This window comes from Pseudomonas sp. NPDC087690 (assembly GCF_044743175.1).
In the GTDB taxonomy this organism is placed as follows: domain Bacteria; phylum Pseudomonadota; class Gammaproteobacteria; order Pseudomonadales; family Pseudomonadaceae; genus Aquipseudomonas.
Map to the genome: position 1 here is coordinate 65,608 of NZ_JBIUVX010000002.1, position 24,171 is coordinate 89,778.

General features: G+C 60.1%; 19 protein-coding genes. 13 read left to right on the forward strand and 6 right to left on the reverse strand.

Annotation, left to right across the window (positions count from 1 at the left end; genetic code table 11):
* Positions 1-6 precede the first annotated feature (6 nt).
* Positions 7-1,980: a MacB family efflux pump subunit gene (locus ACIPIZ_RS04435; RefSeq protein WP_064389814.1), complete on the reverse strand. Its 1,974-nt coding sequence runs from the start codon at positions 1,978-1,980 to the stop codon at positions 7-9.
* On the reverse strand, positions 1,981-3,153 hold the full coding sequence (locus tag ACIPIZ_RS04440) for an efflux RND transporter periplasmic adaptor subunit (protein WP_105707983.1): 1,173 nt from the start codon (positions 3,151-3,153) through the stop codon (positions 1,981-1,983).
* A 319-nt stretch (positions 3,154-3,472) separates the two neighbouring features.
* Between ACIPIZ_RS04440 and ACIPIZ_RS04445 the strand changes: the two genes are divergently transcribed.
* The 8 genes from ACIPIZ_RS04445 to ACIPIZ_RS04480 all read left to right on the forward strand — a co-directional run bounded on the left by ACIPIZ_RS04445 (position 3,473) and on the right by ACIPIZ_RS04480 (position 14,668).
* Positions 3,473-3,955 (forward strand): sigma-70 family RNA polymerase sigma factor, encoded by a 483-nt coding sequence (locus ACIPIZ_RS04445; protein ID WP_064389816.1) that lies wholly within the window; start codon positions 3,473-3,475, stop codon positions 3,953-3,955.
* A gap of 132 nt (positions 3,956-4,087) precedes the next feature.
* The gene (locus ACIPIZ_RS04450) at positions 4,088-5,422 is read left to right on the forward strand and encodes a SidA/IucD/PvdA family monooxygenase (RefSeq protein WP_122661613.1); all 1,335 of its coding nucleotides are present in this window, start codon (positions 4,088-4,090) and stop codon (positions 5,420-5,422) included.
* 578 nt (positions 5,423-6,000) lie between these two features.
* On the forward strand, positions 6,001-8,700 hold the full coding sequence (gene mgtA, locus ACIPIZ_RS04455; protein WP_105707993.1) for a magnesium-translocating P-type ATPase: 2,700 nt from the start codon (positions 6,001-6,003) through the stop codon (positions 8,698-8,700).
* Between the two features lie 133 nt (positions 8,701-8,833).
* Entirely contained in the window at positions 8,834-9,550 is a 717-nt protein-coding gene (locus ACIPIZ_RS04460; RefSeq protein WP_122661610.1) for an MgtC/SapB family protein, read from the forward strand.
* Between the two features lie 177 nt (positions 9,551-9,727).
* The gene (locus ACIPIZ_RS04465) at positions 9,728-10,054 is read left to right on the forward strand and encodes a response regulator (protein ID WP_401164285.1); all 327 of its coding nucleotides are present in this window, start codon (positions 9,728-9,730) and stop codon (positions 10,052-10,054) included.
* 179 nt (positions 10,055-10,233) lie between these two features.
* The gene (locus ACIPIZ_RS04470; RefSeq protein WP_064389821.1) at positions 10,234-10,677 is read left to right on the forward strand and encodes a chemotaxis protein CheY; all 444 of its coding nucleotides are present in this window, start codon (positions 10,234-10,236) and stop codon (positions 10,675-10,677) included.
* Between the two features lie 135 nt (positions 10,678-10,812).
* On the forward strand, positions 10,813-11,439 hold the full coding sequence (locus ACIPIZ_RS04475) for a response regulator transcription factor (RefSeq protein ID WP_064389822.1): 627 nt from the start codon (positions 10,813-10,815) through the stop codon (positions 11,437-11,439).
* A gap of 10 nt (positions 11,440-11,449) precedes the next feature.
* Positions 11,450-14,668 carry a transporter substrate-binding domain-containing protein gene (locus ACIPIZ_RS04480; RefSeq protein ID WP_401164288.1) on the forward strand — a complete coding sequence of 1,073 codons (3,219 nt, stop codon included), beginning with the start codon at positions 11,450-11,452 and terminating at the stop codon, positions 14,666-14,668.
* A gap of 11 nt (positions 14,669-14,679) precedes the next feature.
* Here the strand turns inward: ACIPIZ_RS04480 and dkgB are convergent, their stop codons facing one another.
* Positions 14,680-15,483, reverse strand: a complete 804-nt coding sequence (gene dkgB, locus ACIPIZ_RS04485; RefSeq protein ID WP_122661606.1) for a 2,5-didehydrogluconate reductase DkgB — start codon at positions 15,481-15,483, stop codon at positions 14,680-14,682.
* A gap of 246 nt (positions 15,484-15,729) precedes the next feature.
* Positions 15,730-16,638 (reverse strand): LysR substrate-binding domain-containing protein, encoded by a 909-nt coding sequence (locus tag ACIPIZ_RS04490; RefSeq protein WP_105708002.1) that lies wholly within the window; start codon positions 16,636-16,638, stop codon positions 15,730-15,732.
* A 105-nt stretch (positions 16,639-16,743) separates the two neighbouring features.
* On the opposite strand from ACIPIZ_RS04490, the gene ACIPIZ_RS04495 reads away from it, so the two are divergent.
* The 5 genes from ACIPIZ_RS04495 (at position 16,744) to ACIPIZ_RS04515 (ending at position 21,276) form a co-directional block, all read left to right on the forward strand.
* Positions 16,744-17,610: a pirin family protein gene (locus tag ACIPIZ_RS04495; protein WP_401164291.1), complete on the forward strand. Its 867-nt coding sequence runs from the start codon at positions 16,744-16,746 to the stop codon at positions 17,608-17,610.
* Positions 17,611-17,696: 86 nt separating this feature from the next.
* On the forward strand, positions 17,697-18,380 hold the full coding sequence (locus tag ACIPIZ_RS04500; protein WP_122661605.1) for an isochorismatase family protein: 684 nt from the start codon (positions 17,697-17,699) through the stop codon (positions 18,378-18,380).
* A gap of 57 nt (positions 18,381-18,437) precedes the next feature.
* Positions 18,438-19,064 carry an isochorismate family cysteine hydrolase YcaC gene (ycaC, locus tag ACIPIZ_RS04505; RefSeq protein WP_105708004.1) on the forward strand — a complete coding sequence of 209 codons (627 nt, stop codon included), beginning with the start codon at positions 18,438-18,440 and terminating at the stop codon, positions 19,062-19,064.
* A gap of 209 nt (positions 19,065-19,273) precedes the next feature.
* Positions 19,274-20,716, forward strand: coding sequence for a mechanosensitive ion channel domain-containing protein (locus ACIPIZ_RS04510; RefSeq protein ID WP_150647179.1), 1,443 nt, complete (start codon positions 19,274-19,276; stop codon positions 20,714-20,716).
* Between the two features lie 119 nt (positions 20,717-20,835).
* Positions 20,836-21,276, forward strand: coding sequence for a carboxymuconolactone decarboxylase family protein (locus ACIPIZ_RS04515; RefSeq protein WP_064389829.1), 441 nt, complete (start codon positions 20,836-20,838; stop codon positions 21,274-21,276).
* Positions 21,277-21,391: 115 nt separating this feature from the next.
* Here the strand turns inward: ACIPIZ_RS04515 and ACIPIZ_RS04520 are convergent, their stop codons facing one another.
* Together ACIPIZ_RS04520 and ACIPIZ_RS04525 are read right to left on the reverse strand one after the other, a co-directional pair.
* Complete coding sequence (locus ACIPIZ_RS04520) at positions 21,392-22,984, reverse strand: DHA2 family efflux MFS transporter permease subunit (RefSeq protein WP_401164294.1); 1,593 nt, start codon at positions 22,982-22,984, stop codon at positions 21,392-21,394.
* Positions 22,981-24,090: an HlyD family secretion protein gene (locus ACIPIZ_RS04525; protein ID WP_401164296.1), complete on the reverse strand. Its 1,110-nt coding sequence runs from the start codon at positions 24,088-24,090 to the stop codon at positions 22,981-22,983. Before ACIPIZ_RS04525 ends, ACIPIZ_RS04520 begins: the two co-directional genes overlap by 4 nt.
* Between the last annotated feature and the right edge of the window lie 81 nt (positions 24,091-24,171).

Consider the following 24,171-nt stretch of genomic DNA (forward strand, 5'->3'; position numbering starts at 1 on the left):
GAGCGATCATTCACTGGTAAGGGCCGTGACCGGGTCGAGTCGGGCAGCTTTGCGGGCCGGCATGAAGCCGAAGACAACACCGGTGACCAGGGCGCAACCAAAAGCGCCGAGTACCGCCATCAACGAGAACGCTACCGCGACTTCACTGAGAATCAGCACGCCGCCAATGATCAGCGCCAGGGCGATGCCGGCGATGCCGCCGACCACTGAGAGCATCACCGCTTCAGTGAGAAACTGGCGCAGGATGTCGCGCTGACGGGCGCCGGTGGCCATGCGGATACCGATCTCGCGGGTGCGTTCGCGGACGGTCATGAGCATGATGTTCATCACGCCGATGCCGCCGACCAGCAACGAGATCGCCGCAATCGAGCCGAGCATCAGCGACAGGGTGTTTTGTGTGCGCGCTTCGGCCTGGATCATCGCGGCGTTGTTGGTCAGTTCGAAATCCTTTTTGCCGTTGTGCAGGTTCAACATCAATTGTTCGATGGCATGTTCGGTGTCCTTGACCTTGCGTGCGTCGGCGGCAGCGATGGCCACGTACTCGGGATTGCGCGTGCCGAACAGCCTGACGCTGGCAGCGGAGTAGGGCACGGCGATGCGGTTGTCGCTGTCGGAGTCGCCGGAGCTGGCACCTTTTTCCGCGAGCACCCCGACCACCTGAAACGGTACGTTCTCGATCAGGATGTACTGGCCGATCGGATTGGGTATGTCCTTGAGGAGTTTGGTCCGCACCTTGTGCCCGATCACCGCAACGGCGGCTGCGTTCTGTTCATCGGCCTCAGTGAAGTAACTGCCCTGTACCACCGGCCAGTTGAAGATCGCCGGGAAATTGGTGTCATTGCCGCCGACGTAACTGAGGTGGTCGGCGTTGCCGAAGCGCACGCCGGCTTCGGCGCCATTGACCGGCATGATCCGCTGCACTTGCGGCAGGCTCGCCAGAGCGTGCACATCGTCGAGGGTGATGATGCCCGGTGGCGTTCGCGGGTTGGGCGCCGAGCCGCTGAGATAAATGATGTTCGAACCGAACGCGCCCATTTGCGCCATGACCTGACGCTTGCTGCCCTCGCCGACGGCGAGCATCACCACCACCGAGGCGACGCCGATGATGATGCCGAGCAGGGTCAGCGCGGTGCGGAAGCGGTTGATCCACATCACTCGCCAAGCGGCGTGCAGGGCATCGACCAGTTCACCTTTCCAGGCGCCGGTAGCTTCGGCGCCTTCGCTCAAGCGCTTGCGCAGATCCACCGCTTGCAGGGCGCCGGGATTGGCACTGTGCTGGGCATCGGGGTTGTTTCTGGCGCTATCGCTGATGATCAAGCCATCGCTGATTTCGATAATGCGCTTGGCCCGCGCCGCCACTTCGCGGTCGTGGGTGATGAGAATGACCACATGGCCCTGGCTCGCCAGTTCATCGAGCAGCGCCATGACTTCCTTGCCGCTGTGGCTGTCGAGGGCGCCGGTCGGTTCGTCGGCCAGAATGATGTGACCGCCATTCATCAGTGCGCGAGCAATCGACACGCGTTGTTGCTGGCCGCCGGACAGCTGATGGGGGCGGTTGCCGGTGCGCGCGGCCAGGCCGAGACGGTCGAGCAGGGCGGCGGCGCGCGCATGGCGTTCGGCGGCGGGTGTGCCGGCGTAGATGGCCGGCATCTCGACGTTCTCCTGGGCCGAGCCGGACGGAATCAGGTGATAGCCCTGGAACACGAAACCGAAGGCTTCGCGCCGCAGCCAGGCCAGTTCATCGCTGTCGAGGCCGGCGACGTTTTCCCCGGCGAAGCGGTATTCGCCGGACGTCGGCCGGTCGAGGCAGCCGAGAATGTTCATCAGTGTCGATTTACCGGAACCGGACGCGCCGACAATCGCCACGAACTCGCCGGCGTGAATCGACAGGTCGATGCCGCGCAACACGTGAACTTCGGGAGCGTCACCGCCGCCGTAGGATTTGCGGATGTCCTGCAGGTCGATCAGAGGCGTTTGCATTCAACCTCCGCTGCCGTCGGCCGGGCCGATCAGCAAGTGATCGCCTTCGTTCAAGCCCTCGATAATCTGCACTTTGAGACGGTCGCTGATGCCGGTGCGTACTTCGCGGGACTGAATCTGGCCATTGGCGGCGATGACCTGCGCGGTCTGCCGATTGGCCACCGCGCTGCCTTGCAGGGCAGCGACCGGTGCGGTGAGAACGTTTTTTGCCTGGTCGGCAACGAAGAACACTTGCGTGGTCATCTCTGCCATCAAGGCGTTGTCGGCGTTATCGACGTCCAGCAGCACGGTGTACAGCACCACGCGCGCGCTGCCGCTTTTACTCGAACTGGCCGGGCTGCCGCCGCCCTGACTGGTTTGATCCAGCGGTTTGGGTGGCACCGGCAGAATTTGTCGTACGGTGCTGCTCCAGCGCCGATTACCACCGCTGAGCGTGGTGAAGTACGCGGTCATGCCCGGTTTGACATGGCCGATGTCCGCCTCGGAGACCTCAGCCCAGACCGTCATTGGCGACAGTTTGGCGATACGCAGAATCAGCGGCGTCTGTTGCTGGGCATTGAGGGTCTGGCCTTCGCGGGCATCGAGTGCAACCACCGTGCCTTCCATCGGCGCATAGATGCGCGTGTAACCGAGTTCGGCCTGGTCACTGCGCAGACTGGCCTCGGCCTGACGGATCTGCGCACGGAACATGTCGATCCGCGCTTGGGTGGCCTTGAGTTCGGCGCGCGCGGTCTGCACGTCTTCTTCGCGGGTGGCGCCACCGGCCGCGAGGTTCTGCTGGCGTTGGTACTTCTGTCGCGCCAATTCGTGCTGCGCCTGTTGTTCTTGCAACTGCGCCTTGAGGTTCTCGATGGAGAACTGGCTGGCGTCGAGTTTGGCCTTTTGCGTCGATGGATCGATTTCGACCAGCAATTGTCCTTGCTTGACCACGTCGCCGACTTCCACGTGGATTTTGCGGATCTGCCCGGAAGCCTGCGCACCGACATCTACGTAGCGCCGTGGCTGCAACGTGCCCAGCGCGGTGACGCTGCTTTCAATGTCGCCGCGACTGACTTGCACGGTGGCGAACTTGTCCCGGCCAGGGGGCAATATCTGCCAGGCGGCTACGGCGACAACGGGAATCAGACAAAGGGCTACGAGCAGGGCGCGTCGGGCGGGGCGGGGACGTTTCATGCAGGGTTCCGGCCAGTGGAAATCGACCCGTCATCCAGCCGGCACCGCACAGGGGCCAAGACCGAACGCTGGCGCAGGAGGCGACAGATACGGGGAACTGTTTTTTAAACGAGGGACGCGTTGGGTAATTTAAGTGCTGAAAAACGCGGTAACAGGTATAGAAGCTAACAATTTGTCGGGCAAATCGAAACAGCGCTTTAAATCTATATGAGAATTACTATAAATTACGCATCTGAAATTGCCAGCATCGTGCCACTGTCGTTTTGACGGTGGCGGGTGTGGCTCAAGGATCGAAACCGCACTGCTGCGGCCGGGAGTCATGTTGGAAAACTACTATCGCGAGCTGGTGTGTTTCCTGAACGCCAAGCTGGGCAACCGCCAGGTTGCCGAGGATGTGGTGCATGACGCCTATTTACGCGTACTCGAGCGCTCCAGCGACACGCCGATCGAGCAGCCCCGGGCGTTTCTTTATCGAACGGCATTGAATCTGGTCATCGACGACCATCGTCGCAATGCCTCGCGCCAGGTCGAATCGCTGGAAGTGCTCGACAACGAAGAGCGCTATTTCAGCCCGTCGCCCCATGGCACCCTCGATCACGGTCAACGCCTGGAGATGCTCCAGCGCGCGCTGGCCGAATTATCGCCGCTGTGCCGCGAAAGCTTTCTGCTGCGCAAGATCGAAGGCCTGTCCCACAACGAAATCGCCGCAAGCCTGGGCATTTCCAAAGCGCTGGTGGAAAAGCACATCGTCAATGCCATGAAACATTGCCGGGTGCGCATCAAACAATGGGACGCCCATTGATCCCTCCTCAGTAAATTTCTTTTCACCGTCCTCGTTCCTACTCAACAGACGATCTGCTGTCCTGCTCCGGGCCGGTCAGGTCACCCAGGCTTTATCCCCACGGTTGAGGGGTTCATCCAGAGGACACTGGAAATGACACAGGCAATTGCATCGCCCATCGTTCACGACCTGATCGGCGTCGGTTTCGGCCCTTCGAACCTGGCGCTGGCCATCGCTCTGCAAGAGCGCGGCCCGATCCAGGGTGAGCTGGATGTGCTGTTCCTCGACAAGCAGGCCAACTACAGCTGGCACGGCAATACCCTGTCGACGCAAAGCGAGTTGCAGATTTCCTTCCTCAAGGATCTGGTGACCCTGCGTAATCCGACCAGCCCGTATTCGTTCGTCAATTACCTCAAGTACCACGGGCGTCTGGTCGACTTCATCAACCTCGGCACCTTTTACCCATGCCGCATGGAGTACAACGATTACCTGCGCTGGGTCGCCGGGCAGTTCACCGAGCAGAGCCGTTACGGCGAAGAAGTGCTGACCATCGAGCCGGTGCTGCACAACCATCAGGTTGAAGCATTGCGGGTTATTTCCCGTGGCAGCGACGGCCTGCAACATGTGCGCACGACCCGCTCGGTGGTGGTCAGCGCCGGCGGCACGCCGCGTATTCCCGAGGCGTTCAAGGCGCTGAAGGGCGACACTCGCGTGTTCCACCACTCGCAGTATCTGTCGCAGATGGCCAAACAGCCGTGCGTGAACAATCAGCCGATGAGCATTGCGATCATCGGTGGTGGGCAGAGCGCGGCGGAAGCCTTTATCGATCTGAACGATTCGTTCCCGTCGGTGCAGGTCGACATGATCCTGCGCGGCTCGGCGTTGAAGCCTGCGGACGACAGCCCGTTCGTCAACGAAGTGTTCTCGCCGGAATTCACCGACCTGGTGTTCCAGCAGAACAGCGCCGAGCGTGAGCGCCTGGTCAACGAGTACCACAACACCAACTATTCGGTGGTCGACATCGACCTGATCGAGCGCATCTACGGCATCTTCTATCGTCAGAAGGTTTCCGGGATTGCCCGTCACGCGTTCCGCACGCTGACTACCGTCGAGAGCGCTACTGCCACCGACAACGGTATCGAACTGGCCGTGCGCAACAACGCCACCGGCGAAGTCACCGTGCGCAACTACGACGCGGTGGTTCTGGCCACCGGCTACGAGCGGCAGATGCACCGTAAACTGCTGGCACCGCTGGAAGAGTACCTGGGCGACTTCGAGGTTGATCGCAACTACAAACTGATCACCGACGAGCGCTGCAAGGCCGGCATCTACATGCAGGGCTTCTGCCAGGCCAGCCATGGTCTGAGCGACACGTTGCTGTCGGTGTTGCCGATCCGCGCGGACGAGATTGCCGGTTCTTTGTATGAGCATGGCAAGCATCGTGGGCATCGTTCGATGGCGGATCTGCTGTTGGCGACTGCCAGCTGAATCTGCTGCGCCTGAACCAGATCGTTCCCACGCTCTGCGTGGGAATGCCTCTACGGACGCTCCGCGTTCGGCCTTTGATAGGGACGCGGAGCGTCCTGGGCTGCATTCCCACGCAGAGCGTGGGAACGATCATCCTGAACCCTTCCTGAACATCCCCCACATTCCCCGACACACGGGCTTTTGCGGGTTTACTCTCCAATCATCGGGGCGTAAGCTTCGCGCGTTTTCATCAATAGCGGAGACCCACAGTGGGTACTTGTTCGAGTGACAGTTGTCGGCCGGTCTCGGTAACCGGCAGATTCTCGGCAAGATAACGCGCAGCCTTTCTCTGCCGTTGTCTCGCCGTAAAGCGAGCAGCGGCATCCCGTGCATGACCCGTCCTGGGCCATGTCTGGACGTTCCTTCTCATCGACGCTGAACAGAGCGTGATTGCGACTTTATTGTCGTGATCGCAGCCCTATCGACACGCCTGTCTTTTCTGACCGGCGCGCCAGGCCTTGCCGTGCCGGTTTTTCCGGCGCACGAGGCGCGGCCGTACCTGCTTGACGGTTTCCCGGCTGACCATAGGGGCAACAGCCATGAAACTTACGCTCAAGGAATTTTTCGCAGGTTTTCTGCGGACCCGCCACATCGCCCGGCATTTCCGTCGTCTGGCGCTGCTGGAATCGATCAACGACACCACGGTCAGCCGTGAAGTCCCACCCACTCTGGCCAACACCCTGGTCGATGCCGCGCATTGCGACACCGCTGGTTTACTGTCGTCACTCGGCACCCACTCCGATGGGCTTACCGATTTCGAAGTCGATGCGCTGCGTGCGCAATACGGCCTCAACGAAGTCGAGCACGAGCAGCCGCTGCCTTGGTGGATTCACCTGTGGCACTGCTACAAGAACCCGTTCAACCTGCTGCTGACCCTGTTGGCAGTGGTCTCGTGGCTGACCGAAGACCTCAAGGCCGCCGTGGTGATTTTCTCCATGGTGGTGCTGTCGACGCTGCTGCGCTTCTGGCAGGAAAGCAAATCCAACCAGGCCGCCGATGCGCTGAAAGCCATGGTCAGCAACACCGCCACGGTGATGCGCCGTGACGCGCCGCGCAGCGAATTGCCGATCAAGCAATTGGTGCCGGGCGACCTGATCGTGCTCTCGGCCGGTGACATGATTCCTGCCGATTGCCGGGTGCTCAGCGCCAAGGATCTGTTCGTCAGCCAAGCGGCGATGACCGGAGAATCGATGCCGGTAGAGAAGTTTCCGCGTCAGGCTGATCGCGATACACGCAATCCGCTGGAGCTGGACAACATCCTGTTCATGGGCACCAACGTTGTGTCAGGCACGGCGGTGGCAGTAATTCTCACCACCGGCAACAGCACTTATTTCGGTGCGCTGGCCCAGCGGGTTGGCGCAACCGATCGCGCAGTGACTTCGTTCCAGCAAGGTGTCAACAAAGTCAGCTGGCTGTTGATCCGCTTCATGTTCGTCATGGCGCCGCTGGTGCTGTTCATCAACGGGTTCACCAAGGGTGACTGGACTGAAGCACTGCTGTTCGCGTTGTCGGTTGCCGTCGGCCTGACCCCGGAAATGCTGCCGATGATCGTCACCTCGACGCTGGCCAAAGGCGCGGTGTTCCTGTCGCGCAAAAAAGTCATCGTCAAACGTCTCGACGCAATCCAGAACTTCGGCGCCATGGACGTGCTGTGCACCGACAAGACCGGCACGCTGACCCAGGACAAGATCTTCCTGGCGCGCAATGTCGATGTCTGGGGCGCCGATTCCGACGACGTGCTGGAAATGGCTTACCTCAACAGCTACTACCAGACCGGCCTGAAAAACCTGCTTGATGTCGCTGTACTGGAACACGTGGAAGTCCACCGTGAACTGAAAGTCGGCACGGCATTTCGCAAGGTCGACGAGATCCCGTTCGACTTCAATCGTCGGCGCATGTCGGTGGTGGTCGAAGGCCGTGGCCAGCCACATCAACTGATCTGCAAAGGTGCGGTGGAAGAAGTGCTGGCGGTGTGCAGCCGTGTGCGCCATGGCGAGGTCGATGAAGCCTTGAGCGATGAATTGCTGACCCGGATTCGTCAGGTCACCGCAGCATTCAACGCTGAAGGCTTGCGCGTGGTGGCGGTGGCCGCCCGCTCGATGCCCGCAGGTCGCGAAATTTACAGCCTGGCCGATGAACAGGAACTGACGCTGATCGGTTACGTGGCGTTCCTCGATCCACCGAAGGAAAGCACCGCGCCAGCGCTCAAGGCCCTGGCCGAACATGGCGTGGCAGTGAAAGTGCTGACCGGCGACAACGAGCTGGTAACCGCAAAGATCTGCCGCGAAGTCGGTCTCGCTCAGCAGGGCTTGCTACTGGGTAACGACGTTGAACGCATGAGCGATGCCGAACTGGCCGTGGCCGTAGAGACCACCAACGTCTTCGCCAAACTGACGCCGTCGCACAAGGAACGCATCGTGCGCATCCTCAAAGGCAACGGTCACGTAGTCGGGTTCATGGGTGACGGCATCAACGACGCACCCGCACTGCGCACCGCCGACATCGGCATTTCCGTGGACAGCGCGGTGGACATCGCCAAGGAAGCGGCTGACATCATCCTCCTCGAAAAGAGCCTGATGGTGCTGGAGGAGGGCGTGCTCGAAGGGCGGCGCACCTTCGCCAACATGCTCAAGTACATCAAGATGACCGCCAGCTCCAACTTCGGCAACGTGTTCTCGGTGCTGGTCGCCAGTGCGTTCATTCCGTTCCTGCCGATGCTGCCAATGCACCTGCTGGTGCAGAACCTGCTCTACGACATTTCGCAGATCGCCATTCCGTTCGATAACGTCGATGAGGAGATGCTGAAAAAACCACAACGCTGGCAGCCGGGCGACGTCGGGCGCTTCATGCTGTTCTTCGGCCCGATCAGTTCGATCTTTGACATCACCACGTTCGCCTTGATGTGGTACGTATTCGATGCCAACACCCCGGATCACCAGACCCTGTTTCAGTCCGGCTGGTTCGTGGTCGGGTTGCTGACCCAGACGCTGATCGTGCACATGATCCGCACGCCGAAAATTCCGTTCCTGCAAAGCCGTGCAGCGATGCCGCTGCTGGTGATGACCGGGATCATCATGGCGGTCGGCATCTTCCTGCCGATGGGGCCGCTGGCGCACTACTTCAAATTGCAGGCGCTGCCGTCGCTGTACTTCGTGTTCCTGCCGGTGATCCTGCTGGCGTACATGGCGCTGACCCAGGCGGTGAAAGGTTTTTACATCCGCCGGTTCGGCTGGCAATAACCGCAGGATTGCTCTCCCCTGTAGGAGCTGCCGCAGGCTGCGATCTTTTGATCTTGTCTTTTAAAAACAAAATCAAAAGATCGCAGCCTGCGGCAGCTCCTACAGGGGGATTTGTGTATTCAGGGAAATTACTATGCAAGCCATCAACAACCTCAACCTCGATTCGCTGCTCGACACCCTCGTCAGCCTCAGCTCCGCGTTCATCCTCGGTGGCCTGATCGGCTTCGAGCGCCAGTACCGGCAACGCACCGCCGGTCTGCGCACCAATGTGCTGGTCGCGGTCGGTGCAGCGATTTTCGTCGACATGGCCAACCGTCTCGCGGGTGCCGAAGGCGCGGTGCGCGTGGTTGCCTACGTGGTCTCCGGCATCGGCTTTCTCGGCGCCGGGGTGATCATGCGCGAAGAAGGCAACGTGCGCGGTCTCAATACCGCCGCGACCCTGTGGACTTCGGCGGCGGTGGGCGCCTGTGCCGGTGCCGATCTGCTTGCCGAAGCCGTGCTCGGCACGCTGTTCATCCTCGCCGCCAACACTTTGCTGCGGCCGATCGTCAACAACATCAACCGTCAGCCACTGGACGTGGTCTCGGCGGAAGTCACCAACATCGTCTATGTCATCGCCCGACGCTCACAGCAAACCGCCGTGTTCGCCTTGCTTGAAGCCGAGCTGGAGCGAAGCAACTACCCGGCCAGCGATGTTGATGTGCATGCGTTTGGCGCCGATGAAATCGAGATTGAAGCGACGCTGGCGACGACATCGGTCGATGGTGATGAACTCGACGCACTGGTTGCGCGGATTTCCACATCGGCGCTGGTGGTGCAGGCGTTCTGGAGTCCGAGTACCACCGAATGAACCGCGCTCGTCCGTTCAGTAGCACCGCCACATCCGGTCATACCGGGTTTGGCTTTTTTGCTTGCTCTCGGCTGTTCTCCATTCATTTTTAAGATTCGTCCTACAGGCGTCACGGCTCCTTTTGCTTAGCCTTGTCATTCACGTGATGAGCGTGATTTTCCTGGGCTGTGAAAGACAATGTCCTACAAACGCTGGCGAATCCTTATTGCCGACGAGCAACGGTCGCTGCATGTGCGAATCGGCAAATGCCTCAACGAACTCGGCTATCGCGGGTACGCGTCGGTGTATTCGTTTCGTGAGCTGCTGGGTACGACGCATTACTCGTCCGATCCGTTTGAGCACTATGACCTGCTGATCATCAACGCTGAGCTGATAGCGGTAGGTGGAGACGATCCTTTGCGTTTTTTTCAATGCAACCTGCAGATTCGTCATGCTGTTATTACGACAAACGTCGCGGCGAGGCAGGCGCGCAGGCGATATACAGCGCTGATCGACGCTATTTGACCCTGATCCGTATACCGGATCGGCAGACACTCGGCCCTTTGATCGCTGACCTGGCGACATCACAGTGATGGGCAGGACTCGGATGAGTAACCTTTTTTTTCGGATTATTCCTACAGAACCCGCCACGCAGCTTGCGTAGTCTTGCCGCACCCAGAAACCGTGACCCCGGGAGATCGATCATGATCAATAAAGCCCTGCGCATTCTGATCGCAGACCCTCAGCATTTTCACCGGATGAAAATCGAGCGACTGTTCAATGGCCTCAATTATTACCGCATTGCTCCGGTGCAGAACCTTACCGAGCTGCTGACTCTGGTGGACTACGGTTGCGAGCCCTTCGATGTGGTGGTCATCAACGCCGAACTCGCTGCAGGCTCACTGGATCTGCTGGGTTTTTTCCTCGATAACCCGCAGGTTCGTCAGGCGTTGATCTACAACGAGCAAACGGCGCCGTTGCAGCTGGCTTCCGGCTTCGCTCAGGAAAATGTACAGATCAGCCATTTGTCACTGCCATCAAAACAGTTGATCGAGCAGTTGATGGCGCTGGTCGACGCTCCGGCACGGGCACAGACGTTATCAGCCCCCAGGGTAAATCCGTTGGTGCAGAGCGCTGCGCATGCATAGAAAAGCACTTCCTGCACCTGTCAGATCTGACAGGTGATTTGCGCGCCGTTACGTGTAACAGTCCCTGCGCAGCCACTGAGTCCGGAGCAGCCCCAATCGGTGGCCTGTTCGTCAGACTTTGTACTGGGAGTGGCCATGAAGTCAGCGCTGATCGTCGACGATCATCCAGTGGTGTGCGCCGCCATCCGGATCGTATTGCAAGCCGAAGGATTCAAGCAGATATACGAGGCGTCCAGCGGCAACGAGGTGCTGTCGCTCTTTCGTGAACACAAGCCGCAACTGGTGATACTCGACCTGCGTTTACCGGCACTCGACGGGCTGGAGGTGCTGGCACGCATCAAGGCCAATGATCCTCGTTGCCGGGTTCTGATCTTCAGTTCTCACGACCCTCTGTTTTATCAGGAGCGCTGTCTGCGTGCCGGGGCCATGGGCTATGTGACCAAAACCAATCAGTTGCACCATCTGCACAAAGCCATTCAGGCGCTGATGTCGGGCTACACCTATTTTTCCTCGATGCCGGAAAACCTCAGTGTGTTGAACGCGGTGCAGACTACGGAAAAGCAGATGGTCGATCAGCTTTCCGATCGTGAACTGAGCATTTTCGAGCAACTGGCGCGGGGCAAATCGAACAAGGCGATTGCCGCGGACATGCACCTGAGCCACAAAACCGTCAGCACCTATAAAACCCGTCTGATGAAAAAACTCGGGGTGTACTCATTGGTGCTCTTGCGCGAGTTCGCCAAGCGCAATCATGTGATCTGAGCAAGCGCACATGAGGCACGGATGCTGGATTGTCTGCCTGTGGTTGAGCCTGATCGCCAGCAGTTGGGCGGGTGACGCGCCGCAGGTGCTGCAGGTATTGACCCGTACTGGCCTGGCAAACGTCCAGCTGCGACTGGACAAGCAGGACCGCCAGTGGCTGCGTCAGCACCCGGTGCTACGCATGGGTATTTCCGGTCCGGATTACCCACCGTTCGAGATCACCCGCAATCACCAGGAACTCGAAGGGCTCACCGCCGATTACGCTGATCTGCTGGCGCAGTTGCTCGGCATACGCATTGAAGTCCGGCGCTTTGCCAACCGCGATGCGGTGATGGCGGCACTCAAGCGTGGTGACCTCGATCTGCTGGGGACCTCGAACAATTTTGAAGCCGCCGACCCGGATTTCATCCTGTCCCGCGCTTACGCCGAAGATCAACCGATGCTGGTGACTCGCCTCGATGAAAAGCTGCCGGCAGATCTTGCCGGCAAGCGCGTGGCCATGGTCGAGGACTATTTGCCGCTGGCGAATGTGCAGGGGTTTTATCCCTATGCCAGTGTGCAGCGTTACCCTTCGGCAATGGATGCGCTCGGTGCGGTGGCCTTCGGCGCGGATGATGTGTATCTGGGCGACTTCATCAGTGCCAACTATCTGATCAACACCAATTATCGCAACGACCTGCAATTAGCCGGCCCGTCGGGGCTGGACGCCAATTCGTTCGCTTTTGCCTTGTTGCGCAGCGATGTACGCCTCAAACGCATCGTCGACAAGGTGCTGGCCGCCATTCCCATGGAGCATCGCCAACGCATCGAGCAGCGCTGGAGCGTTGGCCTTGCCGAGATGGCTGAACAATCACGGGTGCAACTCAGTGCCAGTGAGCAGGCCTGGCTGGACCAGCATCCACGGGTGAGGGTCGGTGCCATCGACGATTTTGCGCCGCTGACTTTTTTTGATGCCGACGGCCGCTTCAGCGGGTTGTCCGCGCAGTTGCTGAGTTTGATCAGCCAGCGCAGCGGGTTGAACTTCGAGATCGTGCGCGGGGCATCGCTGGATCGTCAGATCGAACAGCTCAAGGCCGGGGAGCTGGATGTGTTGCCGGTGGTGACGCCGAGCAGCGAGCGTGAAATCGAACTGCAATTTACCCGCGCCTACCTGAACAATCCGTTTGTGCTGGTCAGTGCGATCACTGTTCAGGGGCCACTCAACCTTGATGACCTGGCCGGCAAACGGCTGGCCATTTATCGCGGCCATCCTTTGCGCAGTTATCTATTGGGCCGCGTGCCGCATCTGCGTCTGGTCGAGGTCAAAAGTCCCGCGGAGGGCATGGCATTGATTGCCAAAGGTCAAGTCGACGCCACGGTGAGCTCGCTGTTGGTGGCGCGCTTTCTGATCGCGCGCCATTACCGCGAACGTCTGCGCATCACCGGCACGGTCGGTGACCAACCGGCGCGCATTGCGCTGGCGACATCCCCGCAAATGCCGGCACTGCATTCGATCCTGAACAAGGCGCTGTTGAGCATCGCCCCGCAACAGATGGACGAACTGGTTGAACGCTGGAGCCACGATGTGGTGGTGGATGGCAGTTACTGGTTACAACATCGCCGCGAGATTCTCCTGGGGTTCGCCGGTGCGGCGGTCTTGCTGGCACTCGCGCTGGCCTGGATCGTTTTTCAGCGCCAGCAGATCCGCCGACGCCAGCAATGGTTGCAGCAATTGCAGGAAGCCAAGGATGCGGCGGACGACGCCAATCGGGCGAAAACCACGTTTCTGGCGACCATGAGCCACGAAATCCGCACACCGATGAATGCCTTGATCGGCATGCTCGAACTGGCCCTCAAGCGCGCAGAAGAAGGCGTGACCGATCGCTTGGCGATTCAGGTGGCGTCCAACGCCGGGCAACAATTGCTGGCCTTGATCGGCGACATTCTCGACATCGCGCGGATCGAGTCCGGGCACTTGTCCCTCGCGCCTGAACGCGCCAACCTGCGCGAACTGGTGGGGTCAGTGTGTCGGGTGTTTGAAGGGCTGGCGCGGCAGAAGCGCTTGCTGTGGCACATCGAACTGGATCCCCGTAGCAACGTTGATGTGCTGATTGATCCGACGCGGTTCAAACAAGTGCTGTCGAATTTGCTGAGCAATGCGATCAAGTTCACTGAAGAAGGCGAGGTCAGTCTGCGGCTGGTGGTGAGCGCAGCGGTAACAGAAACACTGGCCGTGAAAGTGCGGATCGAGGACAGCGGGGTCGGGATCAGCCACGACGATCGGCGGCGCTTGTTCAGCCCGTTCGTGCAGGCGAGCAATCACTCGCAGTCGGCACGCAGCGGTTCCGGGCTGGGCCTGGTCATCAGTCGCAGCCTCTGCGAAATGATGGGCGGCACGCTGCGGCTCGACAGTGCGCCGGGCGAGGGAACGCAAGTCGAAGTCAGTCTTGAACTGCCGCTGTTGGCCGCCCTCGCTCAGACCCCGGCACCCCCGCAAGCCGTCGTTGCTGCTGCGTGTTCTCTGAGTGTGCTGGTGGTGGACGATCACCCGGTGAACCGTCTGCTGCTGTGCTGGCAGTTGAGTGAACTCGGCCATCGCACGGTCGACACCGAAAACGGTGATGAAGGTCTTGAGCGCTGGCGTACGCAAGCGTTCGATGTGGTGATCACCGATTGCAATATGCCGAGGCGTAACGGTTATCAACTGGCGCAGGCCATTCGTGAAGAAGAAGCGATTGCCGGGCGCAAGCCTTGCCTGATTCTCGGCTTTACCGCCAACGCGCAGGCCGAGGAAAGGACGCGCTGCCTGAAGGCCGGCATGGACGAGTGCCTGTTCAAACCGATCCGCTTGCACGATCTGGCGCAGGCATTGATGGCGGCCAGTCATTGCGACATCGCGGCGGCCTCGAGCGCGGCGCCAGCATTGGCGGAGATCGATCTGAGCACCCTGGAGCAAATGGCCGGGAATGATCGTGGCTTGATCGAGCATTTACGCAAGGAGGTGCTGAACAGCTTGCACCTCGATCTGCAACGTCTGGATCTGTTGCAGCAAGAGCAGAATCGCGCAGGGCTTCGCGAACTGGCTCATCACATCAAGGGTGGGGCGCAGATGGTCGGGGCCGCGCGGGTGGTGGCGGCGTGTATCGAGCTTGAACAGGCGTGTCGCGAAGCGCACGCGGCGCCTTTGGATACGTCGAGCGATGCGTTGCGCGAGGCCATGGCCGGCCTCGCGCAACGCCTGCAAAGCTGACGGGTGCCGAGTCAATCCCAGGCAGGCGCAATGCCTTTCGGGCTGGTCAGGCGATGGCCGCGATCCAGCGTGGCAATCAGCGCCATGTCGGCATCGCTCAAGGTCAGCGCCGTGGCGGCAAGGTTGCTTTGCAGGTTGGCACGTTTGGTCGACGACGGAATCACCGCGTAACCCGATTGCATCGCCCACGCCAGGGTCACTTGCGCCGGGGTGGCGTGCAGACGTTCGGCGATCTGCTGGATCAGCGGGTCTTTCAACACTTCACCGTAGGCGAGGGTCATGTACGACGTGGTGTGGATGCCCTGGCGCTGAGCGAACTCAACTACTTTGCGGTTCTGCAGGTACGGATGCAGTTCGATCTGGTTTGTCGCGATGTTTTCTGCACCGACCGCAGCAATCGCCTGCTTCATCAAATCGATGGTGAAGTTGGACACACCGATCTGCCGGGTCAGGCCCAGGCGCTTGGCCTCCAGCAGGGCGCCCATGAATTCTTCCACCGGCACCTGATTTTCCGGCGAGGGCCAGTGAATCAAGGTCAGGTCGAGGTAGTCGGTCTGCAATTTCTGCAGGCTGTCCTTGAGGCTGTCGATCAAGCGATCCTTGGCGAAGTTGGCGACCCAGATCTTGCTGGTGAGGAACAGCTCTTCACGCGGGATGCCGCTGGCGGCGATGGCCTCGCCGACATCGGCTTCGTTTTCGTAGATTTGCGCGGTGTCGATGACCCGGTAGCCGAGTTCGAGGGCAGTGCTCACTGAGTCAATGACGACCTGGCCTTGCAGACGAAACGTACCAAGGCCGAAAGCGGGAACAGACATGCAGGACTCCAAGGGTTGCAGTGGGAATGGGCAGGAGTATCCGCGTCTGCATCGTTGAGAAAAACCGCTGGTGGGGCAAAGCACTGTTGACCGCAAGTCATGAATCAAAAGGGACGTTTGGGTTGTCTGGGCTGGCCCCATCGCTGGCAAGCCAGCTCCCACAGAGATTTGTGCATGTGAATGAATGATGTGTACACCCCCGAAACCTGTGGGAGCTGGCTTGCCAGCGAAGGGCGCACCACCGATTCAGGCAATGTCACTGTGCGCAAATTCCTCGCCGAGAAAATCAATCAACGTACGCACCGACGGCAACAACCCGCGCCGCGACGGAAAGATCGCATGCACCACCCCGCATTTCGGTGCCCAGCCCGGAATCAACTCCACGACGCGCCCGGCGGCAATGTCCTCTCGCACGACTACGCTCGGCAAATGCGCCACGCCAACCCCGGCAATTACCGCCTGACGCAACGCGATCAAATCATCGGTGACCAGCCGTGGCGTATGGCGAATCAGCGCCGTGTTGTCATTCGGCCCCAGCAACTCCCACTGATATTCACGCTGCGCTGCGCCCCAGTGCAGGCTCGGCAAACCATTGAGGTCAGCGGGCGAGGGCGGAGACGACAGGCGTTCGACAAACTGTGGGCTACCGACCACCGATTGCGTGCTGTTGCCCAGTACCTTCATGACCATGTCGGTGTTTTCCAGCGGCGGAAAACGCACGCGCAGCGCGATGTCGAACCCTTCATGAAGCAAGTCGACCCGGCGATTGGTGCTTTCGATGAACAACTCCACCAGCGGGTACTTGAGCATGTAGCGCGTGAGCATCGGCCCGACCCACGAGTTGAGCAGCGCCGTCGGGCAACTCAGGCGTACCAGGCCTTGCGGTTCGGAGCGGTTGCGTTCGATCAGTTCGGCGGCGCTCTCGGCTTCGATGCGCATGGCCAGGCAACGCTGGTAATAGGCCTGGCCGATTTCGGTCAATGAACAATGACGGCTGGTGCGGTGCAGCAGGCGCACGCCGAGGCGTTCTTCCAACTCGGCAATGCGCCGGCTGAGTTTTGATTTGGGCATGTCCAGCGCGCGCCCGGCAGCGGCGAAACCGTGGTGTTCGACCACTTGAGTGAAGTAATAGAGAGTGTTGAGGTCTTCCACCATCGTTCTCCAGATAGAACGCTAAGGCCGATTTTTGCAGTCTAGTGCATTAATGGTCATGGATTTAAGCTTAATCCATCGCATCACTCACCCCCATTGGAGACAACCATGAAAAACATCATCGGTATCTACACCAGCCCGCGCGGCCATTGGGTCGGCGATGGTTTCCCGGTTCGCACGCTGTTTTCCTACGACAACCTGGGCAAACACATCAGCCCGTTCCTGCTGCTCGATCACGCCGGTCCCGCCGATTTCACCGCGACCACCGAACGGCGTGGCGTTGGTCAGCATCCGCACCGTGGTTTCGAAACCGTGACTATCGTGTATGAAGGCGAAGTGCAGCACCGCGATTCGACCGGCAGTGGCGGCGTCATCGGCCCTGGCGATGTGCAATGGATGACGGCCGCGTCCGGGATCCTCCACGAGGAGTTTCATTCGGAAAATTTCGCCAAAACCGGCGGCAAACTGGAAATGGTGCAGTTGTGGGTCAACCTGCCGGCCAAGGACAAAATGGCCGCGCCGGGCTACCAGACCATTCTCAACAGCGACATCCCGAGCATCGCGCTCAAGGACAATGCCGGCCGCCTGCGTCTGATCGCCGGTGAATTCGATGGTCACACCGGCCCGTCGCGCACCTTTACGCCAATCGACGTATGGGATCTGCGCCTGAACGCCGGCAAGTTGCTGACGCTGGAGCTGCACGAAGGCCGCAACACCGCGCTGGTGGTATTGAAAGGCTCGGTGCAGGTCAACGGTGTGGAAGCGGTGCGTGAAGGGCAGTTGGCGCTGTTCGAACGTGACGGTCATCAACTGACCCTCGAGGCCAGCCAGGACGCGGTGGTGTTGCTGCTCAGCGGCGAGCCGATCGACGAGCCGATCGTCGGCCACGGCCCGTTCGTGATGAACACCGAGCAGGAAATTCACCAGGCCTTCGCCGACTTCCAGTCCGGCCGCTTCGGCCAGATGCACGCTTAACGCACAACCACTCCGCTCTACACAGGACGCGTAGGCCGGTTCGCAGGCCAGGGATGGCTGTTGCCTAAAGAAAAGAGGACACGCACATGAACACAGTCAATGCCGCGAACTTCGACGGCCAGAAACCGACCATCGATGCCAGCGACGCAGCCATGCTGCTGATCGATCACCAGAGCGGTCTGTTCCAGATCGTCAAGGACATGGACGTGCCGCAGCTGCGCGCCAATGCCATCGCGCTGGCGAAAGCGGCGACCCTGCTCAAAATGCCGGTAATCACCACCGCCTCCGTGCCGCAAGGACCGAACGGGCCGTTGATCCCGGAGATTCACGAAGCGGCGCCGCATGCGCAATACGTGGCGCGCAAAGGCGAAATCAATGCCTGGGACAATCCGGAATTTCACGCAGCGGTCAAAGCTACCGGCAAGAAAACCCTGGTGATCGCCGGCACGTTGACCAGCGTTTGCCTGGCGTTCCCGTCCATCGCTGCCGTGCATGAAGGTTACAGGGTGTTCGCCGTGGTCGATGCGTCCGGTAATCACTCGAAACTGGCCACTGATCTGACCGTCGCCCGTTTGGCCCAGGCCGGGGTGGTGCCGATCGACATCATGGCTACGCTTTCCGAGCTGCAAGGCTCGTGGAACCGTCCCGATGCCGAGCAGTGGGCGGCCGTCTACGCCCAGGCCATGCCGCATTATCAATTGCTGATCGAGAGCTACCTCAAGGCTCAGCAAGTCGCGAACGAACACGAAGTGCTGGATTCCCAGCGCTGATCGAGTCTCCTGAGGCCGACCACCGGCCGGCCTCTTCAACCCGCGAGGATTACTGCAATGACCACTCAATACAAACGTCTGGACAAGAACAACGCTGCGGTGCTGCTGGTCGACCATCAGGCCGGGCTACTGTCGCTGGTGCGCGATATCGACCCGGACAAGTTCAAGAACAACGTGCTGGCGCTGGCCGATCTGGCCAAGTACTTCAAGCTGCCGACGATCCTCACCACCAGTTTTGAAACCGGCCCCAATGGCCCACTGGTGCCTGAGCTGAAAGCGCTGTTCCCGGATGCGCCGTATATCGCTCGCCCAGGGCAGATCAACGCTTGGGATAACGAAGATTTCGTCAAGGCGATCAAGGCGACCGGCAAGAAGCAGCTGATCATTGCCGGCGTGGTCACCGAAGTCTGCGTGGCATTCCCTGCGTTGTCGGCGCTGGAAGAAGGCTTCGATGTATTCGTGGTGACTGACGCGTCCGGTACGTTCAACGAACTGACCCGCGAATCGGCGTGGAACCGCATGTCCACGGCCGGTGCGCAATTGATGACCTGGTTCGGTCTGGCCTGCGAGCTGCATCGCGACTGGCGCAACGACATCGAAGGATTGGGCACGCTGTTCTCCAACCATATCCCCGACTACCGCAACCTGTTCACCAGCTACAACAGCCTGACCAACGGTAAGTAATCTGTCACCCCGTAAACCTGTGTAGGAGCTGCCGCAGGCTGCGATCTTTTGATGTTGTTTTTTAAAGATCAAAAGATCGCAGCCTGCGGCAGCTCCTACATGGGTTTTGTGGTGTTTTTGCGCGGGCGTTCATCCGCTGAAATCAATTGCTCCTACACTTGCTCAATCTGTGCGATCTTCTCGCGATTGGCCCCCGTCGGAGTTGTTTGATGCTGTCTCTGCTGACCGAACATCCGTTGTTCTGCGCGTTGATCCTGATCCTCCTCGATCTGGGCCTGTGGCGCCTGATCTCCTCCCATGGCAGCGAGTGGAAACTGCTGGTGCGGGTGCTGATTTTCACACTGTTCAGCGTGCTGTTGTTCAACGAAGGCCTCAATCCGATGGAGCCGGCACCGTGGGCCGACAACGTGCCGTTGCATCTGGCGGCGACGGGGTTGCAGATCGGCTGGTGGCTGTTCGGCGCGCGCACCCTGACGGTGTTGATCGGCGCGGTGATGATGCAGCGAGTCGGTCACACCGGGCGGCTGTTGCAGGACTTGCTCGGCGCGATAATTTTCCTCATCGCGATCATTGCCGCGCTGGCCTATGTGCTGGATCTGCCGGTCAAAGGCGTGCTGGCGACGTCTGGCGCGTTGGCGATCATTGTCGGTCTGGCTTTGCAGAGTACGTTGAGCGATGTGTTTTCCGGCATCGTCCTCAACACCACCAAGCCTTATCAACTCGATGACTGGATTTCCATCGACGGTACCGAAGGTCGGGTCACCGACATCGACTGGCGCGCTACGCGTCTGCAAACCAGCCAGGGCAGCATGGCGGTGATTCCCAACTCGCTGGCGGCCAAGGCCAAGATCATCAACTTCAGTCGGCCGAGCAATATGTTTGGCGTCTCGGTCAGTGTGCAGGTCAGTCCGCATGCCCGGCCCAATTCGGTGATCGATGCGCTGGAGCGGGCGATGCAGGGTTGTCGGCAATTGCTCGACACACCTGCGCCGAGCGTGGCGCTGAAAAACTCCAGCAATAGCGGTGCGGAATACGAGATCAGCGGGTTTGTCGCCTCGATGGGCGAGAAACGCGTGGTGCGCAATCAGCTGTTCGACCTGGCTTACCGGCACTTGCAGGCGTCCGGGTTCAATCTGCTGTCGAGCGATGAAAGCAATGCGCCCAGCAACCTGTCGCGGCCGCGCGCGCTGCTCGACAGTTCGCCGATTTTCTCGACGTTGCGTCAGGAAGAGAAAGACACCTTCAGCCAGAACATGACGCTGAAAACCTTTCGCGCCGGCGAGACGATCCTTGAGGCGGGCGAGGTCAGCGATCATTTGTTCATCATCGAATCCGGCGTGGTCACGGTGACCTTGATTCGTCACGGTGCGCCGTTCGAGTCCGGGCGCATGGGGCCCGGCGAGGTCATCGGGGAGGCGGGCATTCTCTCCGACACTTCCGTGCCGGCGACGTTTGCCGCAAAAACCTTCTGTGCGTTGTACCGTATCGAAAAGACTTACCTGAAACCGTGTCTGGATGCTCGTCACGACATCAACGATGCGATGAAAGCCTTGCTCGATTACCGTTTGCACAAGGCCCAGGCCTTGACGGCGGACGCACCGGCGGTGGTCGCCAGGAAGGGTTTTTTGCAATGGCTGCGCAATAAGGTCTGAGCGCCTTGCGGGAACCGGGCAAGTGGGTGGTCTACTCGTCTTCCGGGAGATTGGCTATTTGTCCGGCGGCGTTGCGGGACTACTTTAGGCCACACATTCACATTCCCCGGAATACCGCCATGAAAGCTCGTACCGATTTCTACACCGCCTCACCAGACGCCCTGAAAGCGATGATTGCCCTGGAAACCGCGGTCGCGAAGCTGCCGCTGGAAAAGACCCTGGTCGAATTGGTCAAGTTGCGCGCTTCGCAGATCAATGGCTGCGCGTTCTGCATCGACATGCACACGGCCGATGCGATCAAGGGCGGTGAAACGCCGCGTCGTCTGTTTGCGGTCACCGCATGGCGTGAAGCGCCGTTTTTCAGCGAGCGCGAACGTGCCGCGCTGCTGTGGACCGAGTCACTGACGCAACTGAGCCTGACCCACGCCCCGGATGAAGATTACGAAGTGGTCGCCGCGCAATTCTCGCCGAAAGAAATGGTCGACCTGACCGTCGCGATCAGCACCATCAACAGCTGGAACCGCCTGGCCGTAGGCTTTCGCAAAACCCCACAGGCTTAAGCCTCAACGCATAACCCCGTAAGAGCTGCCGAAGGCTGCGATCTTTTGATCTTGCTTCTGAAAAAACAGATCAAAAGATCGCAGCCTGCGGCAGCTCCTACAGGGGGAAGGTGGGTCAGTGGGCATCCGCACTTGGCGCGGTCGGTGGCTGCACCTTGCGCATCAAGGGCACCATCGCCGTGGCGATGACGAAGCACACCATGATCATCAGGAAAGTGTCACCGTAGGTCTGCGTTTGCGCCTCGCGGTAGGTCAACAGCCATAACTGGTGCAGGCTGGCGGTGACGCCGACGTCACCGCTCTGGCCCAGTGTCGCGAGGTTGCCACCGACCTGCGCCAGCCATTGATTCAGCGCCTCATTGCTGCTGTTCAAATGTTCGGCCAAGCGGGTGAAGTGCAGGTTGGTGCGGTCATTGAGAATGGTCGCGCACGCCGCAATACCAATCGCCCCGCCCAGATTGCGCATCAGGTTGAACAACCCCGACGCATGCTTCAAACGTGCCGGTGCCAATCCACCCAAGGTCAACGTCACCGCCGGCGGCACTGCCAGTTGCTGGGCAATCCCGCGCAACGCTTGCGGCAGCATCAACTCGCCAGCACCCCAGTCGTGGGTGATCGGGCTGAACTCCCACATCGACACGGCAAACAGACCCAGACCGACCATCATGATCCAGCGCAGGTCCATGCGATTGGCCAGAAAGGCATACAGCGGAATCGCCATGATCTGGAACACGCCAGTGGAGAAAACCGCCAGACCAATGTCCAGTGCGCTGTAGCCGCGCACCCGGCCGAGAAACAGCGGCGTCAGGTAAATCGTCGCGAACAGGCCGATGCCGGTAACGAATGAAAAGAAGCAACCGAGGGCGAAATTGCGATCCTTCAAGGCGCGCAGATCGACGATCGGATTGGCCACGTGCAAGGTGCGGCCGATGAAGACCAATCCCGCGAGGCCGCTGATCCACGCCGTGGTGAGAATGGTCTGGTCGCTGAACCAGTTCCAGCGCGGGCCTTCTTCGAGGGTGTATTCCAAACAGCCGAGAAACAGCGCAAGAAACACCATGCTCAAATAATCCGCGCCCTTGAGCAGCGACAGTTCCGGCTGGTCGATTTTCACCAGCATCGGCACTGCCACAGCAACGAAAATCCCCGGTACCAGGTTGATATAGAACAGCCAGTGCCACGAGGAAATATCAGTGATCCAGCCGCCGATCACCGGGCCCAAGGTTGGCGCCAGCGAAGCGACTGCGCCAATGGTCGCCGCAGCAATCACCCGTTGTTTGCCGGTGAAGAAAAAGAACGCCGTGGTGAACACCAGCGGAATCATCGAACCGCCGAGAAAACCTTGCAGGGCACGGAAAGCGATCATGCTCTGGATGTTCCAGGCGATGCCGCAGAGCAGGCTGGCAAGCGTGAAACCGACCGCCGAAGCGCAGAACAACCAGCGCGTCGAGAACACCCGCGACAGCCAGCCCGACAAGGGAATCACGATGATTTCGGCGATCAGGTAACTGGTCTGCACCCACGCAGTTTCGTCGGTGCCGGCGGACAGCCCACCGCCGATATCGCGCAGCGACGCCGAGACGATCTGGATATCCAGCAGCGCGATAAACATGCCGATGCACATGGTCGCGAAGGCGAACACTTTGGTCGCGGTCGCCATGTCCGCCGCGTTGAACGGTTGCGCAGAGGCGGTGAGGGCGGTGCTCATCGCGCAGCGGCCACAGCGCTGGTTTCCGGTTGCGCGCGGGTGTCGACTTCAGCGGTGACGGACAGGCCTGGACGCAAGTGCCCGAGGACGCCATCAGCCGGATCAAGGAGGATTCGCACCGGTACACGCTGGACGATTTTGGTGAAGTTACCGGTAGCGTTTTCCGGCGGCAGCACACTGAATTGCGAACCGGTGGCAGGGGCGAGGCTGTCGAGACGACCGTGGAATTCCTGACCCGACAGCACGTCGGCGCGGATGCTCACGCGTTGCCCTGGCCTCATCCGCGCCAGTTGGTCTTCCTTGAAATTGGCATCGACCCACAACCCGCTGGCCGGGACCACCGACAGTTGCTGCGAACCGGCCTGCGCGTAGGCGCCAACCCGCGCGCGGCGGTTGCCGATCACCCCATCGACCGGCGCGCGCAGTTCGGTGTAGCCGAGATTCAGTTGCGCCAGATCACGTTCGGCGCGGGCTTGTTGAAGGGCGGCGCGGGCCTGTTGTTTCTGGGTGTCGATCACCGCGAGTTGGCGTTGCGCGGCGAGCAGTTCGGCCTGGGCGCGGGCGCTCAGGGCTTGCGCGGTTTTGAAGGTGGCGTCGGCGCGTTGTGCGCTTTCCACGGACACGGCATTGGTGGTCACCAAGCGCTTGTAGCGTGCGTTGTCATCCCGCGAGCGCGCGGTTTCCGCGCCGGCGGCGTCGATGCCGGCGCGGGCCTGGCCGATCACCGCTTGTTGCAGTTGTTCGGTGGCGTCGAGGTTGGCCAGCAGCGCTTCTTCGGCGGCGACGGCACCTTCGGCTTTGGCGAGGTTGGCGCGATAGTCGCGGGCGTCGAGACGAATCAGCACGTCGCCAGCCTTGACGTGCTGGTTGTCGCTGACCAGCACTTCGTCGATGTAACCGGCGACTTTCGGCCCGATCACCGTGACATCGCCACCAATGTAGGCATCGTCGGTTTCTTCGAGAAAACGCCCGGCGCCCCACCAATGCACGGCGTAGACCCCGGCGAAGATCAGCGCGAGCAATCCGCCGCCCGGCAGCAGCAAGCGTTTAAGCAGGGGCGGTCTGGTCTTGACCACAACAGGTTCGAGGGTGGGCATGCTGGTCATGGCGGATTACCTGATCATCGGGTCGTTATTACGGTTGTAATATGACGCAGGTAATATTTAGTCGCAAATGATTTCTGACGC

Excerpts from the sequence above, each read along its gene's own strand:
- ACIPIZ_RS04435 (WP_064389814.1), bottom strand. The coding sequence starts at position 1,980 with ATGCAAACGCCTCTGATCGACCTGCAGGACATCCGCAAATCCTACGGC.
- ACIPIZ_RS04440 (WP_105707983.1), bottom strand. The coding sequence starts at position 3,153 with ATGAAACGTCCCCGCCCCGCCCGACGCGCCCTGCTCGTAGCCCTTTGT.
- ACIPIZ_RS04445 (WP_064389816.1), top strand. The coding sequence starts at position 3,473 with ATGTTGGAAAACTACTATCGCGAGCTGGTGTGTTTCCTGAACGCCAAG.
- ACIPIZ_RS04450 (WP_122661613.1), top strand. The coding sequence starts at position 4,088 with ATGACACAGGCAATTGCATCGCCCATCGTTCACGACCTGATCGGCGTC.
- mgtA (WP_105707993.1), top strand. The coding sequence starts at position 6,001 with ATGAAACTTACGCTCAAGGAATTTTTCGCAGGTTTTCTGCGGACCCGC.
- ACIPIZ_RS04460 (WP_122661610.1), top strand. The coding sequence starts at position 8,834 with ATGCAAGCCATCAACAACCTCAACCTCGATTCGCTGCTCGACACCCTC.
- ACIPIZ_RS04465 (WP_401164285.1), top strand. The coding sequence starts at position 9,728 with ATGTCCTACAAACGCTGGCGAATCCTTATTGCCGACGAGCAACGGTCG.
- ACIPIZ_RS04470 (WP_064389821.1), top strand. The coding sequence starts at position 10,234 with ATGATCAATAAAGCCCTGCGCATTCTGATCGCAGACCCTCAGCATTTT.
- ACIPIZ_RS04475 (WP_064389822.1), top strand. The coding sequence starts at position 10,813 with ATGAAGTCAGCGCTGATCGTCGACGATCATCCAGTGGTGTGCGCCGCC.
- ACIPIZ_RS04480 (WP_401164288.1), top strand. The coding sequence starts at position 11,450 with ATGAGGCACGGATGCTGGATTGTCTGCCTGTGGTTGAGCCTGATCGCC.
- dkgB (WP_122661606.1), bottom strand. The coding sequence starts at position 15,483 with ATGTCTGTTCCCGCTTTCGGCCTTGGTACGTTTCGTCTGCAAGGCCAG.
- ACIPIZ_RS04490 (WP_105708002.1), bottom strand. The coding sequence starts at position 16,638 with ATGGTGGAAGACCTCAACACTCTCTATTACTTCACTCAAGTGGTCGAA.
- ACIPIZ_RS04495 (WP_401164291.1), top strand. The coding sequence starts at position 16,744 with ATGAAAAACATCATCGGTATCTACACCAGCCCGCGCGGCCATTGGGTC.
- ACIPIZ_RS04500 (WP_122661605.1), top strand. The coding sequence starts at position 17,697 with ATGAACACAGTCAATGCCGCGAACTTCGACGGCCAGAAACCGACCATC.
- ycaC (WP_105708004.1), top strand. The coding sequence starts at position 18,438 with ATGACCACTCAATACAAACGTCTGGACAAGAACAACGCTGCGGTGCTG.
- ACIPIZ_RS04510 (WP_150647179.1), top strand. The coding sequence starts at position 19,274 with ATGCTGTCTCTGCTGACCGAACATCCGTTGTTCTGCGCGTTGATCCTG.
- ACIPIZ_RS04515 (WP_064389829.1), top strand. The coding sequence starts at position 20,836 with ATGAAAGCTCGTACCGATTTCTACACCGCCTCACCAGACGCCCTGAAA.
- ACIPIZ_RS04520 (WP_401164294.1), bottom strand. The coding sequence starts at position 22,984 with ATGAGCACCGCCCTCACCGCCTCTGCGCAACCGTTCAACGCGGCGGAC.
- ACIPIZ_RS04525 (WP_401164296.1), bottom strand. The coding sequence starts at position 24,090 with ATGACCAGCATGCCCACCCTCGAACCTGTTGTGGTCAAGACCAGACCG.